The sequence below is a fragment of the Massilia sp. Se16.2.3 genome (genome assembly GCF_014171595.1).
Lineage (GTDB): Bacteria > Pseudomonadota > Gammaproteobacteria > Burkholderiales > Burkholderiaceae_D > Telluria.
The window spans coordinates 1832680-1855162 of record NZ_CP050451.1; the positions used below are offsets into that span (position 1 = coordinate 1832680).

The following is a 22483-nucleotide window of genomic DNA, read 5'->3' on the forward strand; positions in this document are numbered from 1 at the left end:
GTGATTGTGCTTAGAATCGCAGGATGTCCGCCCCTCTCCAAGCGTCCCCCACCGTGTCCCCCCCGAGCGCCGCCGCCAGGTCGCCGCGGCGCTGGGCGCAAGGCTGCCCGATGGCGTCGTCCTGCATGCCCCCGAAGACACGCGTCCCTACGAATGCGACAGCCTTGCCGCCTATCGCCAGTTGCCGATGGTCGTCACGCTGCCGCGCAGCGAAGACGAGGTGCTGGCAATCCTGGCCGTCTGCCGCGAACTTGGCGTGCCGATCGTCCCGCGCGGCGCCGGCACCGGCCTGTCCGGCGGCGCGCTGCCCATTGCCGACGGCGTGGTGTTGTCCACGGCGCGCCTGAACCGGATTGTGCGCGTCGACCCGCTGGCGCGCACGGCGGTCGTGCAGCCGGGCGTGCGCAACCTCGCCATTTCCGACGCGGCCGCGCAGTACGGCCTGTACTACGCGCCCGACCCGTCCTCGCAGATCGCCTGCACCATCGGCGGCAACGTCGCCGAGAACTCGGGCGGCGTGCACTGCCTCAAATACGGCCTCACCGTGCACAACGTGCTGCGCGTGCGCGTGGCCACCATCGACGGGGAAATCATCGAACTGGGCAGCGAGGCGCTGGACGCGCCGGGGCTCGATCTGCTGGCGGTCTTCATCGGCTCGGAAGGCATGCTCGGCATCGTGCTGGAAGCGACCGTCAAGCTGGTGCCGAAACCGGCGGCGGCCCAGGTCATCATGGCGTCTTTCAATGACGTGGTCACCGGCGGCGACGCGGTGGCGAGCGTGATTGCGGCCGGCATCATCCCCGCGGGCCTCGAGATGATGGACCGTACCTCGTCGCGCATGGTCGAACCGTTCGTCCGCGCCGGCTACGATCTCGACGCGGCGGCGATCCTGCTGTGCGAGGCGGACGGCACGCCCCTGGAGGTGGTGGAGGAAATCGAACGCATGACGGCCGTGCTGCAGGCGGCCGGCGCCAGTGCGATCGCGGTGTCGCAGACGGAAGCGGAGCGCATGCGCTTCTGGTCGGGGAGGAAGAACGCCTTCCCGGCGGCGGGGCGCATCTCGCCGGACTACTACTGCATGGACGGCACGATCCCGCGCAAGAAGCTGGCGCAGGTCCTGTCCGGCATCGAGGCAATGGAGCAGACCTACGGCCTGCGCTGCGCGAACGTGTTTCACGCGGGCGACGGCAACCTGCATCCGCTGATCCTGTTCGATGCCAACCAGCCGGGCGAATTCGCCCGTGCCGAAGCCTTTGGCGCGGCCATCCTGGCGCTGTGCGTGGAAGTGGGCGGCACCATCACGGGCGAGCATGGCGTGGGCATGGAGAAGATCAATTCGATGTGCGTGCAGTTCGGACGGCTTGAGCTGGACATGTTCTTCGCCGTGAAGCGCGCTTTTGATGAGCCGATGCTGCTCAACCCGGACAAGGCGATCCCGACGCCGCACCGCTGCGCCGAATTCGGCAAGCTGCACGTGCACAAGGGGAACGTGCCGTTCCCGGACCTTCCACGCTTTTGAAGTCGACCATGGCAGCAATCGAACAATTCAGGGACCAGGTACGCGCGGCCGCGGCAGGCAAGCGCCCCCTGCGCATCCGCGGTGGCGGCAGCAAGGACTGGTATGGCGGGCTGCTGCAAGGCGCCATCCTCGACACCCGCGTCCACACCGGCATCGTCGACTACGAGCCGACGGAACTCGACATAACGGCGCGCTGCGGCACGCCGCTGGCCGAGATCGAGGCGACCCTCGCCGAACGGAACCAGATGCTGGCCTTCGAGCCGCCGCATTTCGGCGAACATGCCACCTTCGGCGGCGCGGTGGCGGCCGGCTTGTCGGGCCCGCGCCGCGCGAATAGCGGCGCCGTGCGCGACTTCGTACTGGGTGCGCAATTGATGGACGGGAAGGGCGAAGTCCTGAAGTTCGGCGGGCAGGTGATGAAGAACGTGGCGGGTTATGACGTCTCGCGCCTGCTGACCGGTTCGCTCGGCACCCTCGGCCTGTTGCTGGAGGTGTCGGTCAAGGTGCTGCCGCGCGCCTTTGCGGAGACCACGCTGCAATTCCAGATGAGCGAGATCGAGGCTCTGCGCTGCCTGAACGAGTGGGGCGGCCAGCCCCTGCCGATTTCCGCCAGCTGCTGGTGCGAAGGCGTGCTGGCGCTGCGCCTGTCCGGCGCGCGCGCGGCGGTGGACGCAGCCGTCGTTTCGCTCGGCGGCACGGTATTGAATGACGCCGACGCCTTCTGGACGGCGCTGCGCGAGCAGCAGCACGCCTTTTTCAAGGGCGACGCGCCGCTGTGGCGCCTGTCGGTCCCGTCCACGACGAGCGCCATCGTGCTGGGCGGGCCGCAACTGATCGAGTGGGGCGGGGCGCAGCGCTGGCTGCGCGCGGACAGCGCCGCCTTCGATGTCATCCGCCGCGCCGCCGTTGCCGCCGGCGGCCACGCCACCCTGTTCCGTGGTGGCGACAAGTCGGTCGGCGTGTTCCAGCCGCTGGCGCCCGCGGTGGCGCGCATCCACGCGCGGCTGAAGGATGCCTTCGACCCCGCCCACATTTTCAATCCCGGACGAATGCCCTGACATGCAAACCAACCTGGCCGACTTCATCAAGGGCACGCGCGAGGGCGAGGAAGCCGAAGCGATCCTGCGCGCCTGCGTGCACTGCGGCTTCTGCACCGCCACCTGCCCCACTTACCAGCTGCTGGGCGACGAGCTCGATGGCCCGCGCGGACGCATCTACCTGATCAAGGGGGTGCTGGAAGGCGTGGAGCCGACCCGCAAGACCCAGCTCCACCTGGACCGCTGCCTCACCTGCCGCAACTGCGAATCGACCTGCCCGTCGGGCGTGAAGTACGGGCGCCTGGTCGACATCGGCCGCCGGATCGTCGAGCAGAAGGTGCCGCGCACGGCCGCCGACCGCATCAAGCGCACCACCCTCAAGGAACTCCTGCCGCGCAGCGCGTTGTTCAAGACGGGGTTCAGGGCTGGCAGCGCGCTCCGGCCCCTGCTGTCGAAAGGCTTGCAGGACAAGCTGCAGCCGGCGCGCGACCCGGGCCGGTGGCCGACGCGCGCGCACCCGCGCAGGATGCTGGTGCTGGACGGCTGCGTGCAGCCGGCGATGGCGCCGAACATCAACGCGGCCACCGCGCGCGTGCTCGACGCTTTCGGCGTGCAGCTGCTGCGCGCACCGAAGGCCGGCTGCTGCGGCGCGGTGCGCTACCACATGAACGACCAGGACGGCGGGCTGGCCGACATGCGCCGCAATATCGACGCCTGGTGGCCGTACGTCGAGCAGGACGGGCAGGTCGAAGCGATCGTCATGACCGCGTCCGGCTGCGGCGTGACGGTAAAGGAATACGGCCACCTGCTGGCGCATGATCCCGACTATGCGGCCAAGGCGGCGCGCATTGCCTTGCTCACGCGCGACCTGTCGGAGATCCTGCCGGAGTTCGAGGAACAGTTGGCCGAGCGCCTGCGCGGCAAGCTGCGCAAACGCGTCGCCTTCCACCCGCCTTGCACGCTGCAGCACGGCCAGCAAATCCGCGGCAAGGTCGAGGGCCTGCTGCGCGCGGCGGGCGTGGACGTCGTGCTGTGCGCCGACAGCCACCTGTGCTGCGGTTCGGCCGGCACCTATTCGGTGCTGCATCCGGAGATCGCCGACGAATTGCGGATGCGCAAGCTGGCCAACCTGGACGCCACCGGCGCGCAGGCAATCGTCTCGGCCAACATCGGCTGCATCAGCCACCTGCAGGCGGGCACGCAGACCCCGGTGACACACTGGATCGAACTGCTCGACCGGGCGCTCGCCTGAGGGCCTGCCTGCGTCCTGCCCCGGAGGCCGCCCGCCTCCGATCTTCCTGAAGCCATGAACAATCCGGCGCCTACTATCAAAGTGGGCGTCTTGTCAAACTATTCATCTTGGTAACTTTGCGTCCGTGCAATGTTATGCAAGAGTCATTCATATGCATGCCGTGCATACGTTCCAGCCCGGCATCGCATGGGAGAAGCAAAACCACAATAAAAAATCCATACCTCGGAGATGTCGTGAAGCACAACAACAACCTGAACAAGAACACCCTCGCGATAGCGCTGAGCCTGGCTTTCCCGGCTTATGCGGTCGCACAAGTGGCGCCCGCGCCAGAACCGAAGATGGCGCGCGTCGAGGTCACCGGCAGCAGCATCAAACGCACCGAAGCGGAAGCAGCCGGTTCGGTCCAGGTGCTCACGCGCGAGGACATCGAAAAAACCGGCCAGATGACCGCGCTCGGCATCCTGACCTCGACCGCCGCCATCGACACCGACCTGAACTCGGCCACCGCGAGCTCGGGCAGCTTCGCCACCGGCGCCTCGGGCGTGAGCATGCGCGGGCTGACCAAGGTCTCGACCCTGGTCCTGGTCAATGGCCGCCGCATCGCGCCATATGGCCTGGCCGACGGCGCCCAGGAGAACTTCACCAACCTCGACGCCATCGCCAGCGATGCCATCGAGCGCATCGAGATCCTGAAGGACGGCGCGTCGGCCATCTACGGTTCCGACGCCATTGCCGGCGTGGTCAACATCATCCTGCGCAGGGACTTCCAGGGCGCTCGCGTGCGCACCCAGTACCAGGAAGCCCAGCACTTTCACGACCTACGCAGCCGCAACGTGTCGGCCATCGTCGGCTACGGCGACCTCGCCGAGCAGGGTTTCAATACCTACCTCACCGCCGAAGCCTACAAGCGCGACGGCTACTCGCAAGGCGAAATTCGCCCGTTTTACCCGGAATGGCACCGCCAGACACCAGGCCGCTCGACCTGGGACGCGAAGAGTTCGTTCTCGCCAACCGGCAACTACTTCCGCAGCTCCACCAACATCGTCGGAGCCCCAGGCTGCCCGCCGGAAAACATCGACCCGACCGACAAGCTGTGCAAATGGGATGTGCTGCCGTACACGGGCATCACGACCGATAACAAGCGCCATGCCATCGCCAGCATGACCCACTTCCGGATCGGCAGTGTCGCCGATGCCACCTTCGAGATCACCACGGCCGGTACGGAGACCGATTACATCGTGGCGCCGTTCAGCGTCAGCAACCAGACTGCCACCAGCGCGACGAGCATCTGGTACGACGTGTATGGCGGCAAGATGGTCGGCCCGTTCTCGTACCCGAAACTGCCGGTCGGCCATCCGATGAACCCCTACAACGTGCCGACCGAGTACCGTGCGCGCATGATGGACACCGGCAACGGCTTCAACTTCAACCGCACCGAAGCGGACCAGTCGCGCGTGATGCTGTCGCTGCAGGGCACGATCGGCACCTATGACTGGCGCTCGGCCGTGGGCTGGACGACCTCGAACGCAACCAAGTCCACCCGCGCCGTCAGCGCCAGGGGTTACACGGATGCGATCCTCAACCGCACCTACAAGTTCGGGCAGCAGAACGACCCGGCACTGCTCGAGGCGATGTTCCCGGTGCGTACCACCGAGGGCGAGTCCGACGTCAAGTTCTTCGATGCCACCGTCGAGGGCACGCTGCTGCAGCTACCCGCCGGCCCGCTGAAATTCGCGCTCGGCACCGACGTGCGCAGCAACGGCTACTGGATGAAGAGCTCGGAAAATGTGCTGCGTGGCGAGCTGGTGGGCGTGTTCGGCCTGCAGGTCGACGACCGCGTCAGCCAGTACGCGCTGTTCGCCGAAACCGCCGCTCCCTTGAGTCGCCGCATCGAGCTGCAGGCGGCCCTGCGTGCCGACAAGACCGATGGCTTCGAGGCGCACCTGTCGCCGAAGCTGGGCCTGAAATACACGGTGACCGACAGCCTGCTGCTGCGCGCGACGGCATCGGGCGGCTTCCGTGCCCCGAATATCGTTGAGTCCGGCAACGGCCTGGGCCGCAGCTCGGTCGCCGGCAGCGTCGTCGACCCGCGCCGCTGCCCGATCGCCAACCAGCTCAACGCGCTGGTGCAGGGCGCGGCTGGCGCCACCACCGCCGACAAGGCCCAGGCCAACAGCTTCCGCAGCGCGGAATGCCTCGCCAACCTGCCCAGCTTCGTCTCGTCCAACCCGGACCTGAAGCCGGAAACCTCGCGTTCGTTCACGGGCGGTCTCGTGTTCCAGCCGGTGAAGAACTGGTCGACGGCGATCGACTACTACTTCCTCGAGCGCCGCAACGAGATCGGCACCCGCGCGATTACCGACATCCTGAAGAGCGAGGCGGACCTCCCGGCCGGCCAGCTGATCCGTGTCGACAACTCCGCCACCGACAACGAGTTCCTGGCCCTGGTGCGCAAGTATGCGCCGAACAATACCCTCAACTATGGCGGTGTCGGCCAGCTGGGCATGCTCTACAACCCCTACGTCAACAGTGGCCGGACCCGGGTATCGGGGCTCGACTTCGATGCGACGGGCCGCTTCAAGCTCGGCGGCACCGACGTACGCCTGAAACTGGACGGTACCTATGTGCTGAAGTTCCAGCAGTACAGCGTCGCGGCCAATGCCTACGATCCGGACCAGGCAGGCACCTATGATTTCGGGTCGCGCCTGGCGCTGATCGCCCGTGCCTACGTGAAGCAGGGCGAGTTCGACCACGGCCTCACCTGGAACTACAGCAGCGGCTACAGCAACAACAGCCTGGACCAGCCGACTTATTGCGTGACGCAGAAAGTCGCTGCCCAGTACATGGAGGATTGCGAGCGCGTCGGCCACAACACGACCGTGGATTACAGCCTGGCGTACTCGGGGATCCCGCACGTCAGGCTGAGCTTCTACGTGAACAACCTGTTCAACGAGAAGCGTCCGATCGCCTGGCGCGGCGGCTGGAGCGCGACGTCTCCCCAGTTCCGCACCTTCGCGCTGGCAGCCAGCTACACCTTCTGACGGTCGGCAGGTACGGCGCATCGGGGACCAGGCTGCGGCCTGGTCTTTTTACGTGGCCGCAGGCAGCGCATGGTTCGGCGCGCCGGCAGCAGCGCCGGCATGGCCGTGATAGCATCCGTCCCATTCCTGATCCACAAGAGCCAGCAATGAGTTTCGTATTTCGCCTCGTGCGCGAAGAGGGCGGCGACGCGCCCGTCGTCGTCTTCGAGGATTCCACCAGCCCCGGTTTTGTTCCGTTGTGGGAAGAAGTCGGCGTCTATGATTCGCTCTACAACAGCGACGGCAAACCCGCACGCGACGTCTCGCGCAGCATCGCCTATGGCCTGGATCGCATCAGCGAGGAAGCCGCGCTGGCGCGCCTGATCCCTTCCTCGCTGTCCCAGGGCGAAGCGATCCGCTTCCTCGAGGACGTCAACCGTGCCTGCGTCATCCACGGCACGGCGCGCATCGAAACGCGCTGAGGCGCGGCATCCCCAAGTGACGCTGCGGCGTTCGACCAGAAGCGATACCCATGCCACGTCCCACCATCACCATCGAAGGCGAGTCGCCGACCCGCGCGCGCATCGAAGCGCTGCTGCGCGAAGGCGCCGTCCTCGTATTCGACAATTGCGATTTGAGCGGCGCCGATTTCTCGCGCCTGGACCTGCAGGACAGCAGCTTTCGCAACTGCGTCCTGCAAGAGACGGTGTTCTTTGCCGCCCGTCTGGCACGTACCGTGTGGCAGCGCTGCCGTGCGGGCCAGGCCGATTTCGAGGCCAGCGACCTGGTCGACGCGCGCTTTGCCGCCTCGGACCTGAACAATACGAACTGGCGCCGCGCCAGGCTGGCCGCGTGCAGCTTTCGCAGCTGCAAGCTGACCGGTGCCTCTTTTGAAGAGGTGAGTTACCTCGGCCTGTCCTTCGACGATTGCCTGCTGGTGGGCGCCGACCTGCGCCGCATGTCCTTTCGCAAGCTGACGCTCGTCGGGCTGGACTTCGCCGACGCCGACCTGTCGGGCTGCGACTTTCGCGAGGCCGTGTTCGAAGGCGGCAGCCTGCGCGAGGCCCACATCAAGGACACCCGCTTCGACGGCGCCGACCTGCGCGAAGCGGACCTCGGCGGCCTGAAACTCGTGAACGCGAAACAGTTTGCCGGCGCCACCATCTCGCCGCGCCAGGCGGCGGAGCTGGTGCGGGCGCTGGGATTGAACGTTGGCTGAGCGGCTGCAGAAGGGCGCTTGACGGCCAGCAACGGGCATTGCAGCGTCTGTAAGCAAATGCCACGATTGTAAGGAATTGTTAAAACGGTCAACAGCGTCTGTCCGGGCCCCGTTCTTGGTGCAGTGACATGCATTTCGTGCACTACACACGAGAACACATCCAGCAATTACGCTGAGTAACTACACCGAGGAGCTGCACATGAAGAAACTGACCGCCACCCTGATCGCCGGCCTGTTCGCCACCGCTGCATACGCCCAATCCCCGGCCAAGCCGGTTGCGAAAGCCGATACCAAGGCAATGGACTCGAAGACCGCTGTCGTGGTGGACAACAAGGACGTGAAGGCTACCGTGAATGGCGAAGCCAAAGTTGCCGCGAACGACCAGAGCAAGGACGCCGGCGCTGCGGCTGCAGTGAAGTCGGACGACAAAAAGTCCAAGGCAACGGCCAGGCATGACACGAAACACAGCAAGAAATCCAAGTCGCATACCGCCACCGAGTCGGCGACCGGCACCAGCGGTGCCAGCGGCATGACCGGCAGCAGCGCCACCCCGCCTGCCAGCGCCAACACCGATGTCGGCAACACCACCGTGACCACGAGCACGGAAGCAACTGGCGCCACCGGCAGCACCGGCGCAACGGGCGCCACCGCGGGCGCTGCCGCTACCGGCGCGACCAGCACCGATACCCCTGCCACCCCAGCCGTGCCGCCGACCGTCACCCCGACCGTCAGCCCGTCCGCAACCAAGTAAGCCTTGTCGTAGCAGACCCCAAGCCCGCGTCATCGCGGGCTTTTTTTTGACCATCTATTCCTGGCTGCCGCTGGCGCAACAAGGACGCTACGCAGTGATGGCGGTCGACAAGCCCTACCAGTCGGACGCACCGCAGCAGGGGGAGCCTGGCAGCGCGCTGGGCTGCGCCGGCGCCTTCAACGAACACTTTTCGTACGACCTTTGGCTTGCCACCTTGAAGACGGCGCTGCGTCACGCCCTGGCGCGGCCTGAGGTGGACCGTACGCGCGTACTGGTAGTCGGCATCTCGGAAGGCGGGGTCATGGCGGCGGGGCTGGCACGGGCGCTTCCAGAGGTGACCGATGTCGTGCTGCTCGGCGCAAACGGACCGACGCAGCTGTACGACCAGGCCGTCAAGATCTACCGCTCGGCCGACAGCGACGAGGTCAAGCTGCTGCGCCTGCAGGAGCTCGATGCCATCGTGAATGCCATCCAGGCCGATCCGGCCAGCACCAGCAAGTTCGCCTGGGGCCACACCTACCTGCGCTGGAGCAGCTTCTTCGCCCATGCGCCGGCCGACGACCTGGCGCACGCAAAGGCGCGTGTCTACATCGCCAGCGGCATGCAGGACACCCGCGTGCCTGTCCTGTCGACGGAGGTGATGTACGCGCAGCTGGGTGCGCAGGGCAGGGACGTGAGTTTCCGGCGCGTGCCGGCTGCGGCCCACAACCTGGCGCCGGAAGGCAGGCCGCTGCCGGAGGCGCAGAAGGAATACGACGCCTTCATGGCCTGGTTCGACAAGCGTTGACAGCTACGTCCTAGAACGCTTCCCAGCCGGCCTCGATGCTCGCCGTCTGGCGGATCGATGCCACCGGACGCCGGGCAAGGCGTGGCGCGGGCGCTGCCTTTGCTGCCGGCACCGGCAGCGCTGCGCGCGTCTGTTCCGCGGCGGCGACCTTGAACACGGCCACGACACGGGCCAGCCGGGCCGCCTGGTCCTGCATCGCTTCGGCGGCCGCTGCCGCTTCCTCGACGAGCGACGCGTTCTGTTGCGTGACCTGGTCCATCTGGATAACGGCCATATTGATTTGCTCGATGCCGGCCGTCTGCTCCTGGCTGGCCGCGGTGATCTCGCCCATGATGTCCGTGACGCTGCGCACGCTCGCCACCACCTCATCCATCGTGGCGCCCGCATGGTCGACCAGCTTTGCCCCGATATCGACCTTCGACACCGAATCGTCGATCAGGAGCTTGATTTCCTTGGCCGCCGCCGCCGAACGCTGTGCAAGCGTGCGCACTTCGGAAGCGACGACGGCGAAGCCGCGGCCCTGTTCACCGGCACGTGCCGCCTCCACTGCCGCATTCAGGGCAAGGATATTGGTCTGGAACGCGATACTGTCGATCACGCCAATGATATCGACGATCTTCCTCGACGACGCGTTGATCGAGGCCATGGTATCGACCACCTGCGATACCACCGCGCCTCCGCGCTCGGCCACTGCCGAGGCCGACGAAGCCAGCTGGTTGGCCTGGCGTGCGTTGTCGGCGTTCTGCTTGACCGTCGAGGTCAGTTCTTCCATCGACGATGCCGTTTCTTCGAGCGAGCTGGCCTGCTCCTCGGTGCGCGAGGACAGGTCCAGGTTACCGGCGGCGATCTGGCTCGATGCCGATGCGATCGTGTCCGTGCCGCTGCGTACCTGGCCGACGATGCCCGCCAGGCTGTCGCGCATGGCCTTCATGGCGAACAGCATGCTGTTGCTGTCGCCCTGGCGCAGCTCGACGGAAACGGTGAGGTCGCCCCCGGCGATCGCGCTGGCGATGGCGCCGGCATAGGCGGGTTCTCCGCCGAGCTGGCGCGTCAGGCCGCGGGTGATGAGCATGCCCAGGGCGATGCCGGCTGCGGCGCTGCCGAGCACCAGCGTCAGCATCATCGTTCGGCTTGAACGGTAGAGGGCGGCGATGTCCACAGCGGCGGCGGCGGCATTCTGCGCTTTCAGGTTCGCCAGGTCGGTCATGCGGTTGTCGACCGCGTTGGCAACAGGCACGACGGTAGTGAACAGATAGTCGACCGAGGCGCGCTTTTCCTGCAATGCCTCGCCCGCTGCGCGCTTTGTCGTTTCCGCGATCATGGCTTCGTATTCACGCACACCGGCGCCAACCTCGGCGAGCATCTGCTTGCCCTTGTCCGTGTAGAACAGCGGGCCAGCCTTGTCGAGGTTCGCCTTCAGTTGGGCGCGGGCCTTGTCGAGGCCGGCCGCCGCGCTCTGGCGCTCTTGCTCGGTCGAGGCCAGCAAAAGGCTGCGCACGCCGCGGCCCACATAGATCAGGTTGATGTTGGCTTCCTTGACATACGAAACGCCTAGCAGCTCCTGTTCATAGAGCTTGCTCGCGCTGTCATTGATGCGCGACATATTAAAAATGCCGATTGCAGCGACGACCGCACTGAGCACCGACAGGATCAGGAAGCCGGCGATGAGGCGGGTACCCACCTTCATATGGTTAAACATGGGATTGTTCCAGGGACAGGTTAAATAGAGGGATCAGGCGGCCAGGCGTTCGACCAGGCCGAGTTCTTCGGAGGACAGCAGACGTTCGATATCGAGCAGGATCAGCATGCGTCCCTCGACGGTACCGATCCCGCGCAGGAAGTCGGTATCGAGTCCGGTGCCCATACGCGGTGCCGGGCGGATCTCGTCAGCACCGAGGCTGATGACGTCCGAGACGCTGTCGACCACCATGCCGATCACGCTGCCGGCAATGTTCAGGACGATGACGACGCCGCCAGCGGCCTGCTCGGGCATGGGGAGTCCGAAGCGCAGGCGCAGGTCAACGATCGGAACCATGATGCCGCGCAGGTTGATCACGCCCTTGATATGGGGCGGGGTGCCGGCGATGCGGGTCGCCGTACCGCATTCCCGGATTTCCTGCACTTTCAGGATGTCGACGCCGTATTCTTCCTGGCCGAGCCGGAAGGCAAGGGCTTCGATCGTAGCTTGTTTGATTGTCATGGCCGATGGTTTCAAAATTGGAGCAGGCAGCGCCTGTTCGCACGCATGCACGATATCAGTGCATGTGATTGATTCCAATAGGAAACAAAAGCCCGAAATCGCTAGCGAAACGTCATCAACAAGGCGTTTGTACAATACAAGCAGGGAGCCGGTCCTTATTGCCGTGTCGAAACACTTTGTTGTCCAATACAAGCGACGGACAGGCTAAACGCGACAAAATTGCTGAGCGTTTCTTTGGCGCAACGAAAAAGTGCGGGCCTGTCAAGCTTTCGCCGTCCGGTGCTGGGCAGTGACGGCACCGGCACCGTGCTCGACGCGCCAGAAATGCAGGGCAGGTTCGATGGCGTCGAGAGACTGGAAGACGTACACACCCGGCAAACGCGGAAGGCCGGCAGGCGCACCGGCGCCGCCGGCCCATAGCATGCACCGCGCGGGCAGGGCTGCGCGCAGCGCCGCGATGGAGCGCGCAACGTTCCTTCTTGGGAAAGAAGCGCTGAATGACAGGGCCACGATGTCGGCTGCAGCTTCGGTCGCTGCAGCCGCCACTTCGCCCGATGGGAGGTCGCTGCCGAGCTGGATGCACTCCACCTCGAACGTCGCCAGGACCGCCTCCACCATCATGTTCCCCAGCACGTGCTGTTCGCCCGTCAGCGTGGCCAGCAAGGCTTTCGGCCCGCGGTCCCCGGCTGTCCGCACGGCCGCCTGCTTGGCATGCAATATCGATTTGGCGATCTGCGTGTACAAGTGTTCGCAACGTACCGGCAGCGCGCCGCTTGCCCAGGCCGCGCCCACGGCCGTCGTCAGGGGCGCGAGGAACTCCAGGATAAAACGGCGCAAGCCGAGATCGAGCAGACGGTACTGGAGATGGCCGTGCAGTTCGGCGACGCGGTATTCGCGTAGCAGGTCCATGATCTGCTGGTACTGCGCATCTGAGGCGCCGGCATTCGCAAGGCTTGCCAGGGAGGGGGCAAGGACCGTTTCTCCACCCGCGAATATCTTGCCAGGGCGGACGCCTTGGGCCATCAGGCGCCGCGCGGCGAGGAGACGCTCGACCTGGCCAGGCGGGTAGACCCGGTCGCCGTTGCGGTCACGCAGCGGTTGTGGAAAGCCGTAACGCCTTTCCCACATCCGCAGTGTTGCCGGCCGTATTCCAGTCTGGCGTTCTACCTCGGTAATGGTCAATAACTCTGTAACGGATGGCGAATCGCTTCTGGAGGTCACGCTGGGCACGCTTTGACTATCGGACAAGGTCCCCAGACTAATGGAAAGGGAGCAGGCGCAGCGCACGAGCGTGCGCCGCGCGGACAAGCTGTCCAGCCGCGTGGCTTGCCCGGGGCGGAATCAGGCGCCGAGTTCCCGCTCGATATCGGCTGCGATCTGTTCCGGTTTCGTCGTCGGCGCGTAGCGCTTGAGGACGCGGCCATCGCGGCCGACGAGGAATTTGGTGAAGTTCCACTTGATGGCCTGGGTGCCGAGCAGGCCCGGCGCTTCGCGCTTCAAGTACTGGAACAGGGGATGGGCCCCGTCGCCGTTGACGTCGACCTTGGCGAACAGCGGGAAGCTGACGCCGTAGTTCTTTTCGCAGAACGCCCCGATCTGCGCCGCGTCGCCGGGCTCCTGCTGGCCGAACTGGTTGCAGGGGAAGCCCAGCACCTCCACCCCGCGTGCGCGGAACTGCTGGTAGACCTGCTCGAGACCCTTGTACTGCGGCGTGAAGCCGCAGGCGCTGGCGGTGTTGACGATGAGGAGCAGCTTGCCGCGGTAGCGCGACAGGTCGGCCGCGCTACCGTCGAGCAGCGTGGCCTCGAAATCGAAGACGTTGGATGGGTTCATTCCTGGATGATACCAAGAGTCCCGCTATCATCCGAAAACGATGCGCGGACGATACCGGAAGTCCCGGTATCTCCAGAGAGGCGCGTGCGCCTACACCAAACCGAGGTGCTCGGTTCCGGCCGAGAAATCGCGGTTCTTCATGTGCTTGCTGTTGAGCTTGATGGTGAGGCGCAGGTCGTTCACCGAGTCGGCATTGCGCAGCGCGTCTTCATAGCTGATCTTGTCGGCCTCGTGCAGGTCGAACAGGGCCTGGTCGAAGGTCTGCATGCCCAGCTCGCGCGACTTCTTCATGATTTCCTTGAGCTCGTGGACGTCGCCCTTGAAGATCAAATCCGAAATCAAGGGCGTGTTGAGCATGATCTCCATCGCCACCACGCGGCCCTTGTCCTCCTTGCGCGGGATGAGGCGCTGCGAAATCAGGCCGCGCATGTTCAGCGACAGGTCCATCAGGAGCTGCTGGCGGCGCTCTTCGGGGAAGAAGTTGATGATGCGGTCGAGCGCCTGGTTGGCGCTGTTGGCGTGCAGCGTGGCCAGGCACAGGTGGCCGGTTTCGGCAAAGGCGATCGCGTGTTCCATCGTTTCGCGGTCGCGGATCTCGCCGATCTGGATCACGTCCGGCGCCTGGCGCAGGGAGTTCTTCAGCGCCGCCTCGAACGAGTCGGTGTCCACGCCCACTTCGCGCTGGGTGATCACGCAGTTCCTGTGCGGGTGGACGAATTCGACCGGATCCTCGATGGTGATGATGTGGCCGTAGCTGTTCTCGTTGCGGTAGCCGACCATGGCCGCCAGCGTCGTCGACTTGCCCGAGCCGGTGGCGCCGACCATGATCACGAGGCCGCGCTTGGTCATGATCACGTCCTTCAGGACGGGCGGCAATTCCAGGTCCTCGAGCTTCGGGATCTGGGTGGTGATCGTACGCAGCACCATGCCGACGTTGCTCATCTGGACAAAGGCGGACACGCGGAAGCGTCCCAGGTCGCCCGGGCTGATCGCGAAGTTCGCTTCGCGCGTGAGCTCGAAGCCGGCGGTCTGCTTGTCGTTCATGATCGAACGCGCCAGGTCGGACGTGTGGGCGGCCGTCAGCGGCTGGTTCGACACCGGCGTCATCTTGCCGTCGATCTTGATCGCGGGCGGGAAGCCGGCCGTGATGAACAGGTCGGAGCCGCCCTTGCTTACCATCAGGCGCAGCAGGTCGAACATGAATTTTGAGGCCTGGTCGCGTTCCATCGCGGTCCTTTAGGTATTGAAACGTGTTGATTGTCGCGTTCACAAAGCCGCGGGCGGCGACGCCGCCAGAGGCTTGTCGAGACCCGCTTAACCCGGGAAGTTTTCCGGGATTTTAGCCGCTGCGCGGGCAGCCGAGCTCGAAATGATGTTACGGCGTACCAGGTCGGTCAGGTTCTGGTCCAGCGTCTGCATGCCCGTATTGCTGCCGGTCTGGATTGCCGAGTACATCTGCGCGATCTTCGCTTCGCGGATCAGGTTGCGGATTGCCGGCGTGCCGATCATGATCTCGTGCGCGGCCACGCGGCCCGAGCCGTCCTTGGTTTTCAGCAGGGTCTGCGAAATGACGGCCTGCAGCGACTCCGACAGCATCGCACGGACCATCTCTTTTTCCTCGGCCGGGAAGACGTCGACGATACGGTCGATGGTCTTGGCCGCCGACGAGGTGTGCAGGGTGCCGAAGACGAGGTGGCCGGTTTCCGCCGCCGACAAGGCGAGACGGATGGTCTCGAGGTCGCGCAATTCGCCGACCAGGATGGCGTCGGGGTCTTCGCGCAGCGCCGAGCGCAGGGAATTCGAGAACGACAACGTGTGCGGGCCGACTTCGCGCTGGTTGATCAGGCACTTCTTCGACTCGTGCACGAATTCGATCGGGTCCTCGATGGTGAGGATGTGGCCGTATTCGTTTTCGTTGAGGTGGTTGACCATCGCCGCCAGCGTCGTCGACTTGCCCGAGCCGGTAGGGCCCGTGACCAGCACCAGGCCGCGCGGCTTGAGGGCCAGGTCGCCGAAGATCTTCGGGGCGTTCAGTTCTTCCAGCGTCAGGATCTTCGACGGAATGGTACGCAGCACAGCGGCAGCGCCACGCTCCTGGTTGAAGGCGTTGACGCGGAAACGCGCCAGGCCCGGAATCGAGAACGAGAAGTCGACCTCCATGACTTCCTCGTACTGCTTGCGCTGGCCGTCGTTCATGATGTCGTACACCATGGCATGCACGTCCTTGTGCTCGAGCGGCGGCAGGTTGATGCGGCGTACGTCGCCATGCACGCGGATCATCGGCGGCAGGCCGGCCGAGAGGTGCAAGTCGGAAGCCTTGTTCTTCACCGAGAAGGCGAGTAATTCTGAGATGTCCATTTATAATCCTGTGCAGTGAAGGGCGCTCCTGGCCGCTCTTCGGCAGACGCTCTCCAGCATCGTCCCGAATATTGCCCCATAGAAAACGATTATGTCCACAATCGCTGCCAACTTGCAAGCTGTCGAAGCGACAATCGCGGCCGCCACCGAGGCTGCCGGGCGGCCCCGTTCGACCGTCCAGCTGCTGGCCGTGTCGAAGACTTTCCCCACGGAAGCAGTGCTGGAAGCCATCGCGGCGGGCCAGCGCGCCTTCGGCGAAAACTATCTGCAGGAAGGCGTCGAAAAAATCGCCGCCGTGGCGCGCGCGCAACCTGACCTGTCCCTGGAGTGGCATTTCATCGGTCCGATCCAGAGCAACAAGACAAAACCGATCGCCACCCATTTCGACTGGGTGCACACGGTCGAGCGCATCAAGATCGCCCAGCGCCTGTCCGAGCAGCGCCCGCCCGAGCGCGGTCCCCTGAACATCTGCTTGCAGGTAAACATCAGCGGTGAAGTCACCAAGAGCGGCGCCACCGCCGCCGAACTGCCCGAGCTGGCACGCCGGTGGCGGCGCTGCCGAACCTGCGCCTGCGCGGCCTGATGGCCATTCCCGAACCGCAAAGCGACCCGGCGCTGCAGCGCGCCGCCTTCGCCACGCTGCGCCGGCTCGGCGAAAGCCTGCGCGCCGACGGCCTGATGGTCGACACCCTGTCGATGGGCATGTCGGGCGACATGGGGGCCGCCATCCTCGAAGGCGCGACCATCGTGCGCGTCGGCAGTGCCATCTTCGGTGCGCGCGAATACCACTAAGGAATCGACACGACATGAACATCGCTTTCATCGGCGGCGGCAACATGGCCACTGCGCTCATCGCCGGCCTGGTCAAGCAGTTGGGCGGCGCGGCCCGGATCCACGTCGTGGACCCGAACCAGGAAGCGCTGGCGCGTCTCGCGGCCAGTTACGGGGTGACGACGGCGGCAGTCATCGACGGCGCGGTGGCCGGCTGCGAGGTGATCGTGCTGGCCGTGAAACCGCAGCAGATGCGCGAGGTTGCCGCCACGCTGGCACCGCGGCTGGGCGGCGCGCCCTTGCTCTTGTCGATCGCGGCCGGCATCCGCAGCGCCGACCTCGCACGCTGGCTCGGCTACGGCACCATCGTGCGCGCGATGCCCAATACCCCGGCCCTGATCGGCATGGGCATCACCGGCATGGTGGCCACCGCCGCAGTCAGCCCGGCCCAGCGCGCCGCGGCCGACCAGGTCATGGCGGCGGTCGGGCAGACGGTCTGGCTGGACGACGAAGCGCTGATCGACCCGGTGACGGCGGTGTCGGGCAGCGGGCCGGCCTATGTCTTCTATTTTCTGGAAGCGATGGAGGCGGCGGCCGCCGAGATGGGCCTCTCCAGTGCGCAAGGCAAGGCGCTGGCGCTGGCCACCTTCATGGGCGCGGCCCAGTTGGCGGCGCAGTCGGACGAGCCCTTGGACGTGCTGCGCCAGCGCGTGACCTCGAAAGGCGGCACCACGCACGCAGCCATCATCAGCATGGAGGCGTCGGGCGTGAAGGAAGCGATCATGGCCGCGATGAAGGCGGCAGCGGCCCGCGGGCGCGAGCTGGGCGACGAGTTGGGACGCGACGGGTAATGCAACGCATGCCGGTAGTGACGCGGCGCGAGGTTCAGACGGCGCTTGAACTTTACAGCGTGGGCACGGGGCGCCCACCCTACGGTCACCGCCGCAGCCCGTAGGGTGGGCGCCCCGTGCCCACGCGGACTCGTAGGGTGATCGGCTCCACCCGTCCAGGTGCTAATACGCAGCGTAAGCGCCGCTCACGCGTTCAAATCACGCCGGCATAGACGCGACGCGGGTTTCAAATGGTGCTTGAACGCGTGGACGGCTCACGCGGTCCGGGGATCAGGTGCATCAAAATAGCCGTCCACCCTACGTGCCGATCCGCGCCCGGATCATCGGCAGCACCCGCTGCACGGTCGGCAGCGCTCCCTGCACCATCTTCCACGCCGACACCCCCGCCGCCGCCGGGCCAACGCGCGCTTCGGCCGCGCGATCAGCAGACCCAGCGCCACGCCGGCACCGACCAGCACCGACTTGCGGTGCTCGAACAGGAAACCGCCCGCATGCGCGGCACGCTCGGCCGGCAGCTTGAGCACATTCAAGGCATCGGCGATGTCGCCACGCTGCGCGGCGCATTGCGCCACCAGGTGGGCGCGGCGCACGGCCAGCGGTGTCGTCTCGCTATTCATGGGCCGCTCCCGTTCCCTTGATGAAGGCAAGGTCCTTGCCCAGTTCCGCGCGGGTGGCGGCCAGCATCGGTCCACGCGCGGCGAAGCCGGCACGTACCTTGAGCAGGATGAGGAGGGCGGCGAGGGCGAACAGACCCGCCATGCCGCCAGTTGCCAGCAAACGGTGCGTGTCCCAGAACAGGACGATGACGAACAGCGCCATGAGCAGCAGGGCGCCGGCGCCGAGGAAGGCGGCCAGCAGCGTCCAGGCCAGGTAGCCCAGCATCCGCCCCGCTTCTTCCTGCACCTCGACGGCCGCCAGCTCGAGGCGCGTGCGCGCCATGGCGACCAGCGTCGTGCCGATCCGGCCGACCGTCTCGCGCATCAGCATGAACTGCAATGCATCAACGCTGGCGGTTGATCAGCATGCCCAGCACGACGCCGACTGCCGCGCCGATGCCGACCGCTTTCCACGGATTTTCCTTGACGTAGACGTCCGTCGCCTTGGCCGCGGCCTTGGACTTTTCGACGACTTCCAGGTTCGCCAGGCCTTCCTTGGCGCTGGCGATGGCACCTTCGAACTTGGCCTTGGCCGCGTCGAACTGTTCGCCGGTCAGCGAGCCGCCGTGGCGCAGCCAGGCTTCGGCGTCCTGGATCACGGTTTTCAGGTCGGCCAGCAGCTGGTCGCGGGCGCCGGTCTGGGTCGGGATTTTTTCCATCATGGTGGACCTCTTTGTGGTGGGAGTTCAAGCGCTGCCTCGTGGGCAGCGACGCTTTGCTATTCGGACAATATTATCCTAATGCATAGTCTAACGCGACACCAAGAAATAGTGCCGCACCCAACCAATTGTTGTGGCGGAAGGCGGCGAAGCAGCGCATCCGGTCGCGGTCGCGGATCAGGGTGTAGTGGTAGAGCGCCATGCCGGCTGCCACGATTACGCCGGCGACGAACCACCAGCGCAGGCCCAGTATCCAGCCGCACAGGAGGTCGATCGCCAGCGCGATGCCGTAGCACAGCATGACGGCGGCGACGTCGAAACGCCCAAAGGTAATCGCCGAGGTGCGGATGCCGATCTTCAGGTCGTCGTCGCGGTCGACCATCGCGTATTCCGTGTCGTAGGCCACGGCCCAGAACACGTTCGCCACCAGCAGCCACCAGGCCACGGCGGGAACCTGCCCCTGCACGGCGGCAAAGGCCATCGGGATGCCGAAGCCGAAGGCGATGCCGAGGTAGGCCTGGGGGATGGCGAAGAAGCGCTTGAAGTAGGGATAGCTGCCGGCGACGATCACCGCCACCACCGACAGCTGCCTGGTCAGCGTATTAAGTGGCAGGATCAGCAGGAAGGAAACGATGGCGAGCACGACGGCGACCATCACCGCCTCCCAGCCGCGGATGCGCCCGCTGGTGAGCGGCCGGTCGACCGTGCGCTTGACGTGCTTGTCGAAATCGCGGTCGGCGTAGTCGTTGATGGCGCAGCCCGCCGAGCGCATCAGGGCGGTGCCGAGCACGAAGATCACCAGGATCATCGGATCGGGCTTGCCGTTCGACGCCATCCACAGCGCCCACAGGGTGGGCCAGAGCAGGAGGAGGATGCCGATCGGCTTGTCAGCACGGACCAGCCGGAAATAGAGCGCCAGCTTGTTCATTGTTTCGCTTTCTTGTCGCGCAAGAATATTGTGTACAAGACAGCGATTTTACTGCGTTTGGGGAAACGACCGGATGACATGCGATGCCGGTGCGGAAATAGGGAGGCATGCAGAGCGGCGGGTTCGTAGGGTGGGCACGGAGTGCCCACGCCGTATGGAACAGCCGCATGTCGAAACGCGACCGCGAATGCGAAGCGAAGGCGCAGCGGTCGCGTACGTCGCACAGTCTCGACACGCCACCGCGCTATACCGCGTGGGCACGGAGTGCCCACCCTACGCACTCCGATACCATCCGGATAATTCCCGGCGGTAGCGACGCCGGTCAGGCCGCCTTTTCCAGGGCCAGCATATCCACCCCTGGCAAATCGCACTGCGCCACCGCATTGCATACGGCTTCGATCGCTGCGCGCCGGGTAAAACTCTTGCGCCAGACGATGACGACGCGGCGCGAAGGCGCCGGCGCCGCGAATGGCACGAAGGAAAGCATGCCGTTCGGGTCGTCCATGTCGCGTACCGAGGCGCGCGGCAGGACGGTCAGGCCGATGCCGCTGGCGACCATGTGGCGGATCGTCTCCAGCGACGATCCCTCGAAGGTGCGCTGCATGCCGTTGCCCGGCGAGGAAAAGCGCGCCATTTCCGGGCAAACCTCCAGGACCTGGTCCCGGAAGCAGTGACCACTGCCCAGCAGCAACATGGTTTCCGCCTTCAGGTCGTCGGCCGGGATGTCGCGGCGTCGCGCCCAGGGGTGGGTACGCGGCGTGGCCACCACGAAGGGCTCGTCGTAGAGCGTCTGCATCAGCATGCCGTGGTCGGGAAGGGGAAGGGCCATGATGGCCGCGTCGAGCTCGCCCTGGCGCAGCAGTTCCAGCAACTTGACCGTGAAGTTTTCCTGCAGGACGAGCGGCATCTGCGGCACGTTGTCGATCAGGTTCTTTACCAAAGGCGGCAGCAGATAGGGGCCGATGGTGTAGATCACGCCCAGGCGCAGGGGACCGGCCAGCGGGTCCTTGTTCTGCTTGGCCAGTTCCTTGATGGCGGCCGTCTGCTCGAGCACGCGCTCGGCCTGGGCCACGATCTGGGCGCCGACCGGCGTCACCGACACCTCCGACCCGCCGCGCTCGAACAGCGTCACGCCGAGCTCGTCCTCGAGCTTCTTGATGGCAACTGACAGGGTGGGTTGCGCCACGAAACAGGATTCGGCGGCATGGCCGAAATGTTTGGCGCGCGCGACGGCAACGATGTACTTCAGCTCGGTCAGTGTCATGGCATGTGGCCGATCATTGCCGCAAGGAAGCTGCAGCGCGCCGGCGTGGTCGTTTTGGAAAGTGTATTTTAACGAGAAACTTCACGGGGAATCTTAGTCGATATAATTGCCGGGCGGGCGAATATTGCCCGACGTTGTACACGCAGTACAGAAAGACGTTCAGAAAGGTAAGCATGTCTACCCCCTTCGGTCCGGCCGATGCCCAGGCCTATATCCATAAACTGCTCACCGTCATGCACCAGCAGGGCGGCTCCGACCTCTTCATCTCTGCCGACTTTCCGCCCAGCATGAAGCACCAGGGCGCGATGAAACCGATGAGCCAGCAGCGCCTGACGGGCGAAGTCACGCGTGCGCTTGCGCTGTCGCTGATGAACGAACGCCAGCGCGCCGAGTTCGAAGCCGAAATGGAGTGCAATTTCGCGATCTCGCTGCCGAACGTCTGCCGTTTTCGCGTGAATGTATTCGTGCAGCAGCAGAGCGTCGGCATGGTGGTGCGCACGATCGCCTCGGAAATTCCGAACTTCGAGAAGCTCGAGCTGCCCGAGGTATTGAAGGACGTCGTCATGACCAAGCGCGGCCTGGTGCTGGTCGTCGGCGGCACGGGGTCCGGCAAGTCGACCACGCTGGCGGCGATGATCGACTACCGCAACAGCAACTCGGCCGGCCACATCATCACGGTGGAAGACCCTGTCGAGTACGTGCACAAGAACAAGAACTGCCTGGTGACGCACCGCGAAGTCGGCGTCGACACCCATTCCTGGCACAACGCGCTGAAGAACACGCTGCGCCAGGCGCCGGACGTGATCCTGATCGGCGAGATCCGCGACACCGAGACGATGGAGCACGCGATTGCCTTTGCCGAAACCGGCCACCTGTGCCTCGGCACGCTGCACGCGAACAATGCCAACCAGACAATGGACCGCATCATCAACTTCTTCCCGGAAGAGCGGCGCAACCAGTTGCTGATGGACCTGTCGGCGAACCTGCGCGCGATCGTCTCGCAGCGCCTGGTGCGCACCGCGGACGGCCTTGGCCGCAAGGCTGCCATCGAAATCCTGCTCAACACCCCGACCATCAGCGAGATGATCCTGAAGGGGAATTTCCATAGCATCAAGGAAATCATGCAGAAGTCGCGCGAACTGGGCATGTGCACCTTCGACCAGGCGCTGTACGAGCTCTACAACAAGGGCGACATCACGTATGACGAGGCGATCCGCAACGCCGACTCGGCCAACGGCCTGCGCCTGCAGATCAAGCTCTCCGGCGACCGCCGCGAGGCCGATACGGGCACGAGTGCAAAAGGCCCGGGCCTGTCGATGATGCTCGAAGAAGAACCACAAGACCCTGCCAATCCGACCTGACCGGTCCCAAGCCGAAC

The 22483-nt window shown here is 65.2% G+C and carries 21 protein-coding genes and 1 pseudogene; 11 read left to right on the forward strand and 11 right to left on the reverse strand.

Features of this window, described 5'->3' with window-relative positions; translation table 11 throughout:
* Positions 1-91: 91 nt before the first annotated feature.
* From G4G31_RS08470 to G4G31_RS08505, 8 genes are all read left to right on the forward strand, one after another.
* Positions 92-1519, forward strand: coding sequence for an FAD-linked oxidase C-terminal domain-containing protein (locus G4G31_RS08470; RefSeq protein WP_229425581.1), 1428 nt, complete (start codon positions 92-94; stop codon positions 1517-1519).
* Positions 1520-1527: 8 nt separating this feature from the next.
* On the forward strand, positions 1528-2577 hold the full coding sequence (gene glcE / locus G4G31_RS08475) for a glycolate oxidase subunit GlcE (RefSeq protein ID WP_182991044.1): 1050 nt from the start codon (positions 1528-1530) through the stop codon (positions 2575-2577).
* 1 nt (position 2578) lies between these two features.
* Positions 2579-3808 (forward strand): glycolate oxidase subunit GlcF, encoded by a 1230-nt coding sequence (gene glcF / locus G4G31_RS08480; protein WP_182991045.1) that lies wholly within the window; start codon positions 2579-2581, stop codon positions 3806-3808.
* A gap of 233 nt (positions 3809-4041) precedes the next feature.
* The gene (locus G4G31_RS08485; protein WP_229425460.1) at positions 4042-6849 is read left to right on the forward strand and encodes a TonB-dependent receptor domain-containing protein; all 2808 of its coding nucleotides are present in this window, start codon (positions 4042-4044) and stop codon (positions 6847-6849) included.
* Positions 6850-6995: 146 nt separating this feature from the next.
* Positions 6996-7310 (forward strand): hypothetical protein, encoded by a 315-nt coding sequence (locus G4G31_RS08490; RefSeq protein ID WP_182991047.1) that lies wholly within the window; start codon positions 6996-6998, stop codon positions 7308-7310.
* Positions 7311-7360: 50 nt separating this feature from the next.
* Complete coding sequence (locus G4G31_RS08495; protein WP_182991048.1) at positions 7361-8047, forward strand: pentapeptide repeat-containing protein; 687 nt, start codon at positions 7361-7363, stop codon at positions 8045-8047.
* A gap of 199 nt (positions 8048-8246) precedes the next feature.
* The gene (locus tag G4G31_RS08500) at positions 8247-8798 is read left to right on the forward strand and encodes a hypothetical protein (protein WP_182991049.1); all 552 of its coding nucleotides are present in this window, start codon (positions 8247-8249) and stop codon (positions 8796-8798) included.
* Positions 8799-8844: 46 nt separating this feature from the next.
* Positions 8845-9585 (forward strand): S9 family peptidase, encoded by a 741-nt coding sequence (locus G4G31_RS08505; RefSeq protein WP_229425461.1) that lies wholly within the window; start codon positions 8845-8847, stop codon positions 9583-9585.
* Positions 9586-9595: 10 nt separating this feature from the next.
* Here G4G31_RS08505 and G4G31_RS27865 read toward each other — a convergent pair whose 3' ends face one another.
* The 6 genes from G4G31_RS27865 to G4G31_RS08535 form a co-directional block, all read right to left on the reverse strand.
* Positions 9596-11284: a methyl-accepting chemotaxis protein gene (locus G4G31_RS27865; RefSeq protein ID WP_182991050.1), complete on the reverse strand. Its 1689-nt coding sequence runs from the start codon at positions 11282-11284 to the stop codon at positions 9596-9598.
* Between the two features lie 33 nt (positions 11285-11317).
* On the reverse strand, positions 11318-11785 hold the full coding sequence (locus G4G31_RS08515; protein WP_182991051.1) for a chemotaxis protein CheW: 468 nt from the start codon (positions 11783-11785) through the stop codon (positions 11318-11320).
* Between the two features lie 261 nt (positions 11786-12046).
* On the reverse strand, positions 12047-13033 hold the full coding sequence (locus G4G31_RS08520) for a MerR family transcriptional regulator (RefSeq protein WP_182991052.1): 987 nt from the start codon (positions 13031-13033) through the stop codon (positions 12047-12049).
* Between the two features lie 93 nt (positions 13034-13126).
* Positions 13127-13618 (reverse strand): glutathione peroxidase, encoded by a 492-nt coding sequence (locus G4G31_RS08525; protein ID WP_182991053.1) that lies wholly within the window; start codon positions 13616-13618, stop codon positions 13127-13129.
* A gap of 90 nt (positions 13619-13708) precedes the next feature.
* Positions 13709-14845 carry a PilT/PilU family type 4a pilus ATPase gene (locus G4G31_RS08530; protein WP_182991054.1) on the reverse strand — a complete coding sequence of 379 codons (1137 nt, stop codon included), beginning with the start codon at positions 14843-14845 and terminating at the stop codon, positions 13709-13711.
* An 87-nt stretch (positions 14846-14932) separates the two neighbouring features.
* Positions 14933-15976 carry a type IV pilus twitching motility protein PilT gene (locus G4G31_RS08535; RefSeq protein WP_182991055.1) on the reverse strand — a complete coding sequence of 348 codons (1044 nt, stop codon included), beginning with the start codon at positions 15974-15976 and terminating at the stop codon, positions 14933-14935.
* Positions 15977-16067: 91 nt separating this feature from the next.
* Between G4G31_RS08535 and G4G31_RS08540 the strand changes: the two are divergent.
* Positions 16068-16768: pseudogene (locus tag G4G31_RS08540) on the forward strand (YggS family pyridoxal phosphate-dependent enzyme).
* Positions 16769-16782: 14 nt separating this feature from the next.
* On the forward strand, positions 16783-17598 hold the full coding sequence (gene proC / locus G4G31_RS08545) for a pyrroline-5-carboxylate reductase (protein WP_182991056.1): 816 nt from the start codon (positions 16783-16785) through the stop codon (positions 17596-17598).
* Between the two features lie 320 nt (positions 17599-17918).
* Here the strand turns inward: proC and G4G31_RS08550 are convergent, their stop codons facing one another.
* The 5 genes from G4G31_RS08550 to G4G31_RS08570 all read right to left on the reverse strand — a co-directional run bounded on the left by G4G31_RS08550 (position 17919) and on the right by G4G31_RS08570 (position 21105).
* Complete coding sequence (locus tag G4G31_RS08550) at positions 17919-18215, reverse strand: YqjK family protein (RefSeq protein WP_182991057.1); 297 nt, start codon at positions 18213-18215, stop codon at positions 17919-17921.
* On the reverse strand, positions 18208-18585 hold the full coding sequence (locus tag G4G31_RS08555) for a phage holin family protein (RefSeq protein WP_182991058.1): 378 nt from the start codon (positions 18583-18585) through the stop codon (positions 18208-18210). The genes G4G31_RS08550 and G4G31_RS08555 overlap by 8 nt, the downstream gene beginning before the upstream one ends.
* Before the next feature lie 13 nt (positions 18586-18598).
* Positions 18599-18916, reverse strand: coding sequence for a YqjD family protein (locus G4G31_RS08560; RefSeq protein WP_182991059.1), 318 nt, complete (start codon positions 18914-18916; stop codon positions 18599-18601).
* 70 nt (positions 18917-18986) lie between these two features.
* The gene (ubiA, locus tag G4G31_RS08565; RefSeq protein WP_182991060.1) at positions 18987-19841 is read right to left on the reverse strand and encodes a 4-hydroxybenzoate octaprenyltransferase; all 855 of its coding nucleotides are present in this window, start codon (positions 19839-19841) and stop codon (positions 18987-18989) included.
* 322 nt (positions 19842-20163) lie between these two features.
* Positions 20164-21105 (reverse strand): hydrogen peroxide-inducible genes activator, encoded by a 942-nt coding sequence (locus G4G31_RS08570; protein WP_182991061.1) that lies wholly within the window; start codon positions 21103-21105, stop codon positions 20164-20166.
* Positions 21106-21278: 173 nt separating this feature from the next.
* Here G4G31_RS08570 and G4G31_RS08575 point away from each other — a divergent pair, with 173 nt between their 5' ends.
* Positions 21279-22466 (forward strand): PilT/PilU family type 4a pilus ATPase, encoded by a 1188-nt coding sequence (locus G4G31_RS08575; RefSeq protein ID WP_182991062.1) that lies wholly within the window; start codon positions 21279-21281, stop codon positions 22464-22466.
* Positions 22467-22483: the final 17 nt, after the last annotated feature.

Coding starts and splice junctions, on each gene's coding strand:
- G4G31_RS08570 (WP_182991061.1), bottom strand. CDS start 21,105: ATGACACTGACCGAGCTGAAGTACATCGTTGCCGTCGCGCGCGCCAAA.
- glcE (WP_182991044.1), top strand. CDS start 1,528: ATGGCAGCAATCGAACAATTCAGGGACCAGGTACGCGCGGCCGCGGCA.
- G4G31_RS08560 (WP_182991059.1), bottom strand. CDS start 18,916: ATGATGGAAAAAATCCCGACCCAGACCGGCGCCCGCGACCAGCTGCTG.
- G4G31_RS08490 (WP_182991047.1), top strand. CDS start 6,996: ATGAGTTTCGTATTTCGCCTCGTGCGCGAAGAGGGCGGCGACGCGCCC.
- G4G31_RS08525 (WP_182991053.1), bottom strand. CDS start 13,618: ATGAACCCATCCAACGTCTTCGATTTCGAGGCCACGCTGCTCGACGGT.
- G4G31_RS08530 (WP_182991054.1), bottom strand. CDS start 14,845: ATGGAACGCGACCAGGCCTCAAAATTCATGTTCGACCTGCTGCGCCTG.
- proC (WP_182991056.1), top strand. CDS start 16,783: ATGAACATCGCTTTCATCGGCGGCGGCAACATGGCCACTGCGCTCATC.
- ubiA (WP_182991060.1), bottom strand. CDS start 19,841: ATGAACAAGCTGGCGCTCTATTTCCGGCTGGTCCGTGCTGACAAGCCG.
- G4G31_RS08575 (WP_182991062.1), top strand. CDS start 21,279: ATGTCTACCCCCTTCGGTCCGGCCGATGCCCAGGCCTATATCCATAAA.
- G4G31_RS27865 (WP_182991050.1), bottom strand. CDS start 11,284: ATGTTTAACCATATGAAGGTGGGTACCCGCCTCATCGCCGGCTTCCTG.
- G4G31_RS08500 (WP_182991049.1), top strand. CDS start 8,247: ATGAAGAAACTGACCGCCACCCTGATCGCCGGCCTGTTCGCCACCGCT.
- G4G31_RS08550 (WP_182991057.1), bottom strand. CDS start 18,215: ATGAATAGCGAGACGACACCGCTGGCCGTGCGCCGCGCCCACCTGGTG.
- G4G31_RS08555 (WP_182991058.1), bottom strand. CDS start 18,585: ATGCTGATGCGCGAGACGGTCGGCCGGATCGGCACGACGCTGGTCGCC.
- G4G31_RS08535 (WP_182991055.1), bottom strand. CDS start 15,976: ATGGACATCTCAGAATTACTCGCCTTCTCGGTGAAGAACAAGGCTTCC.
- G4G31_RS08515 (WP_182991051.1), bottom strand. CDS start 11,785: ATGACAATCAAACAAGCTACGATCGAAGCCCTTGCCTTCCGGCTCGGC.
- glcF (WP_182991045.1), top strand. CDS start 2,579: ATGCAAACCAACCTGGCCGACTTCATCAAGGGCACGCGCGAGGGCGAG.
- G4G31_RS08495 (WP_182991048.1), top strand. CDS start 7,361: ATGCCACGTCCCACCATCACCATCGAAGGCGAGTCGCCGACCCGCGCG.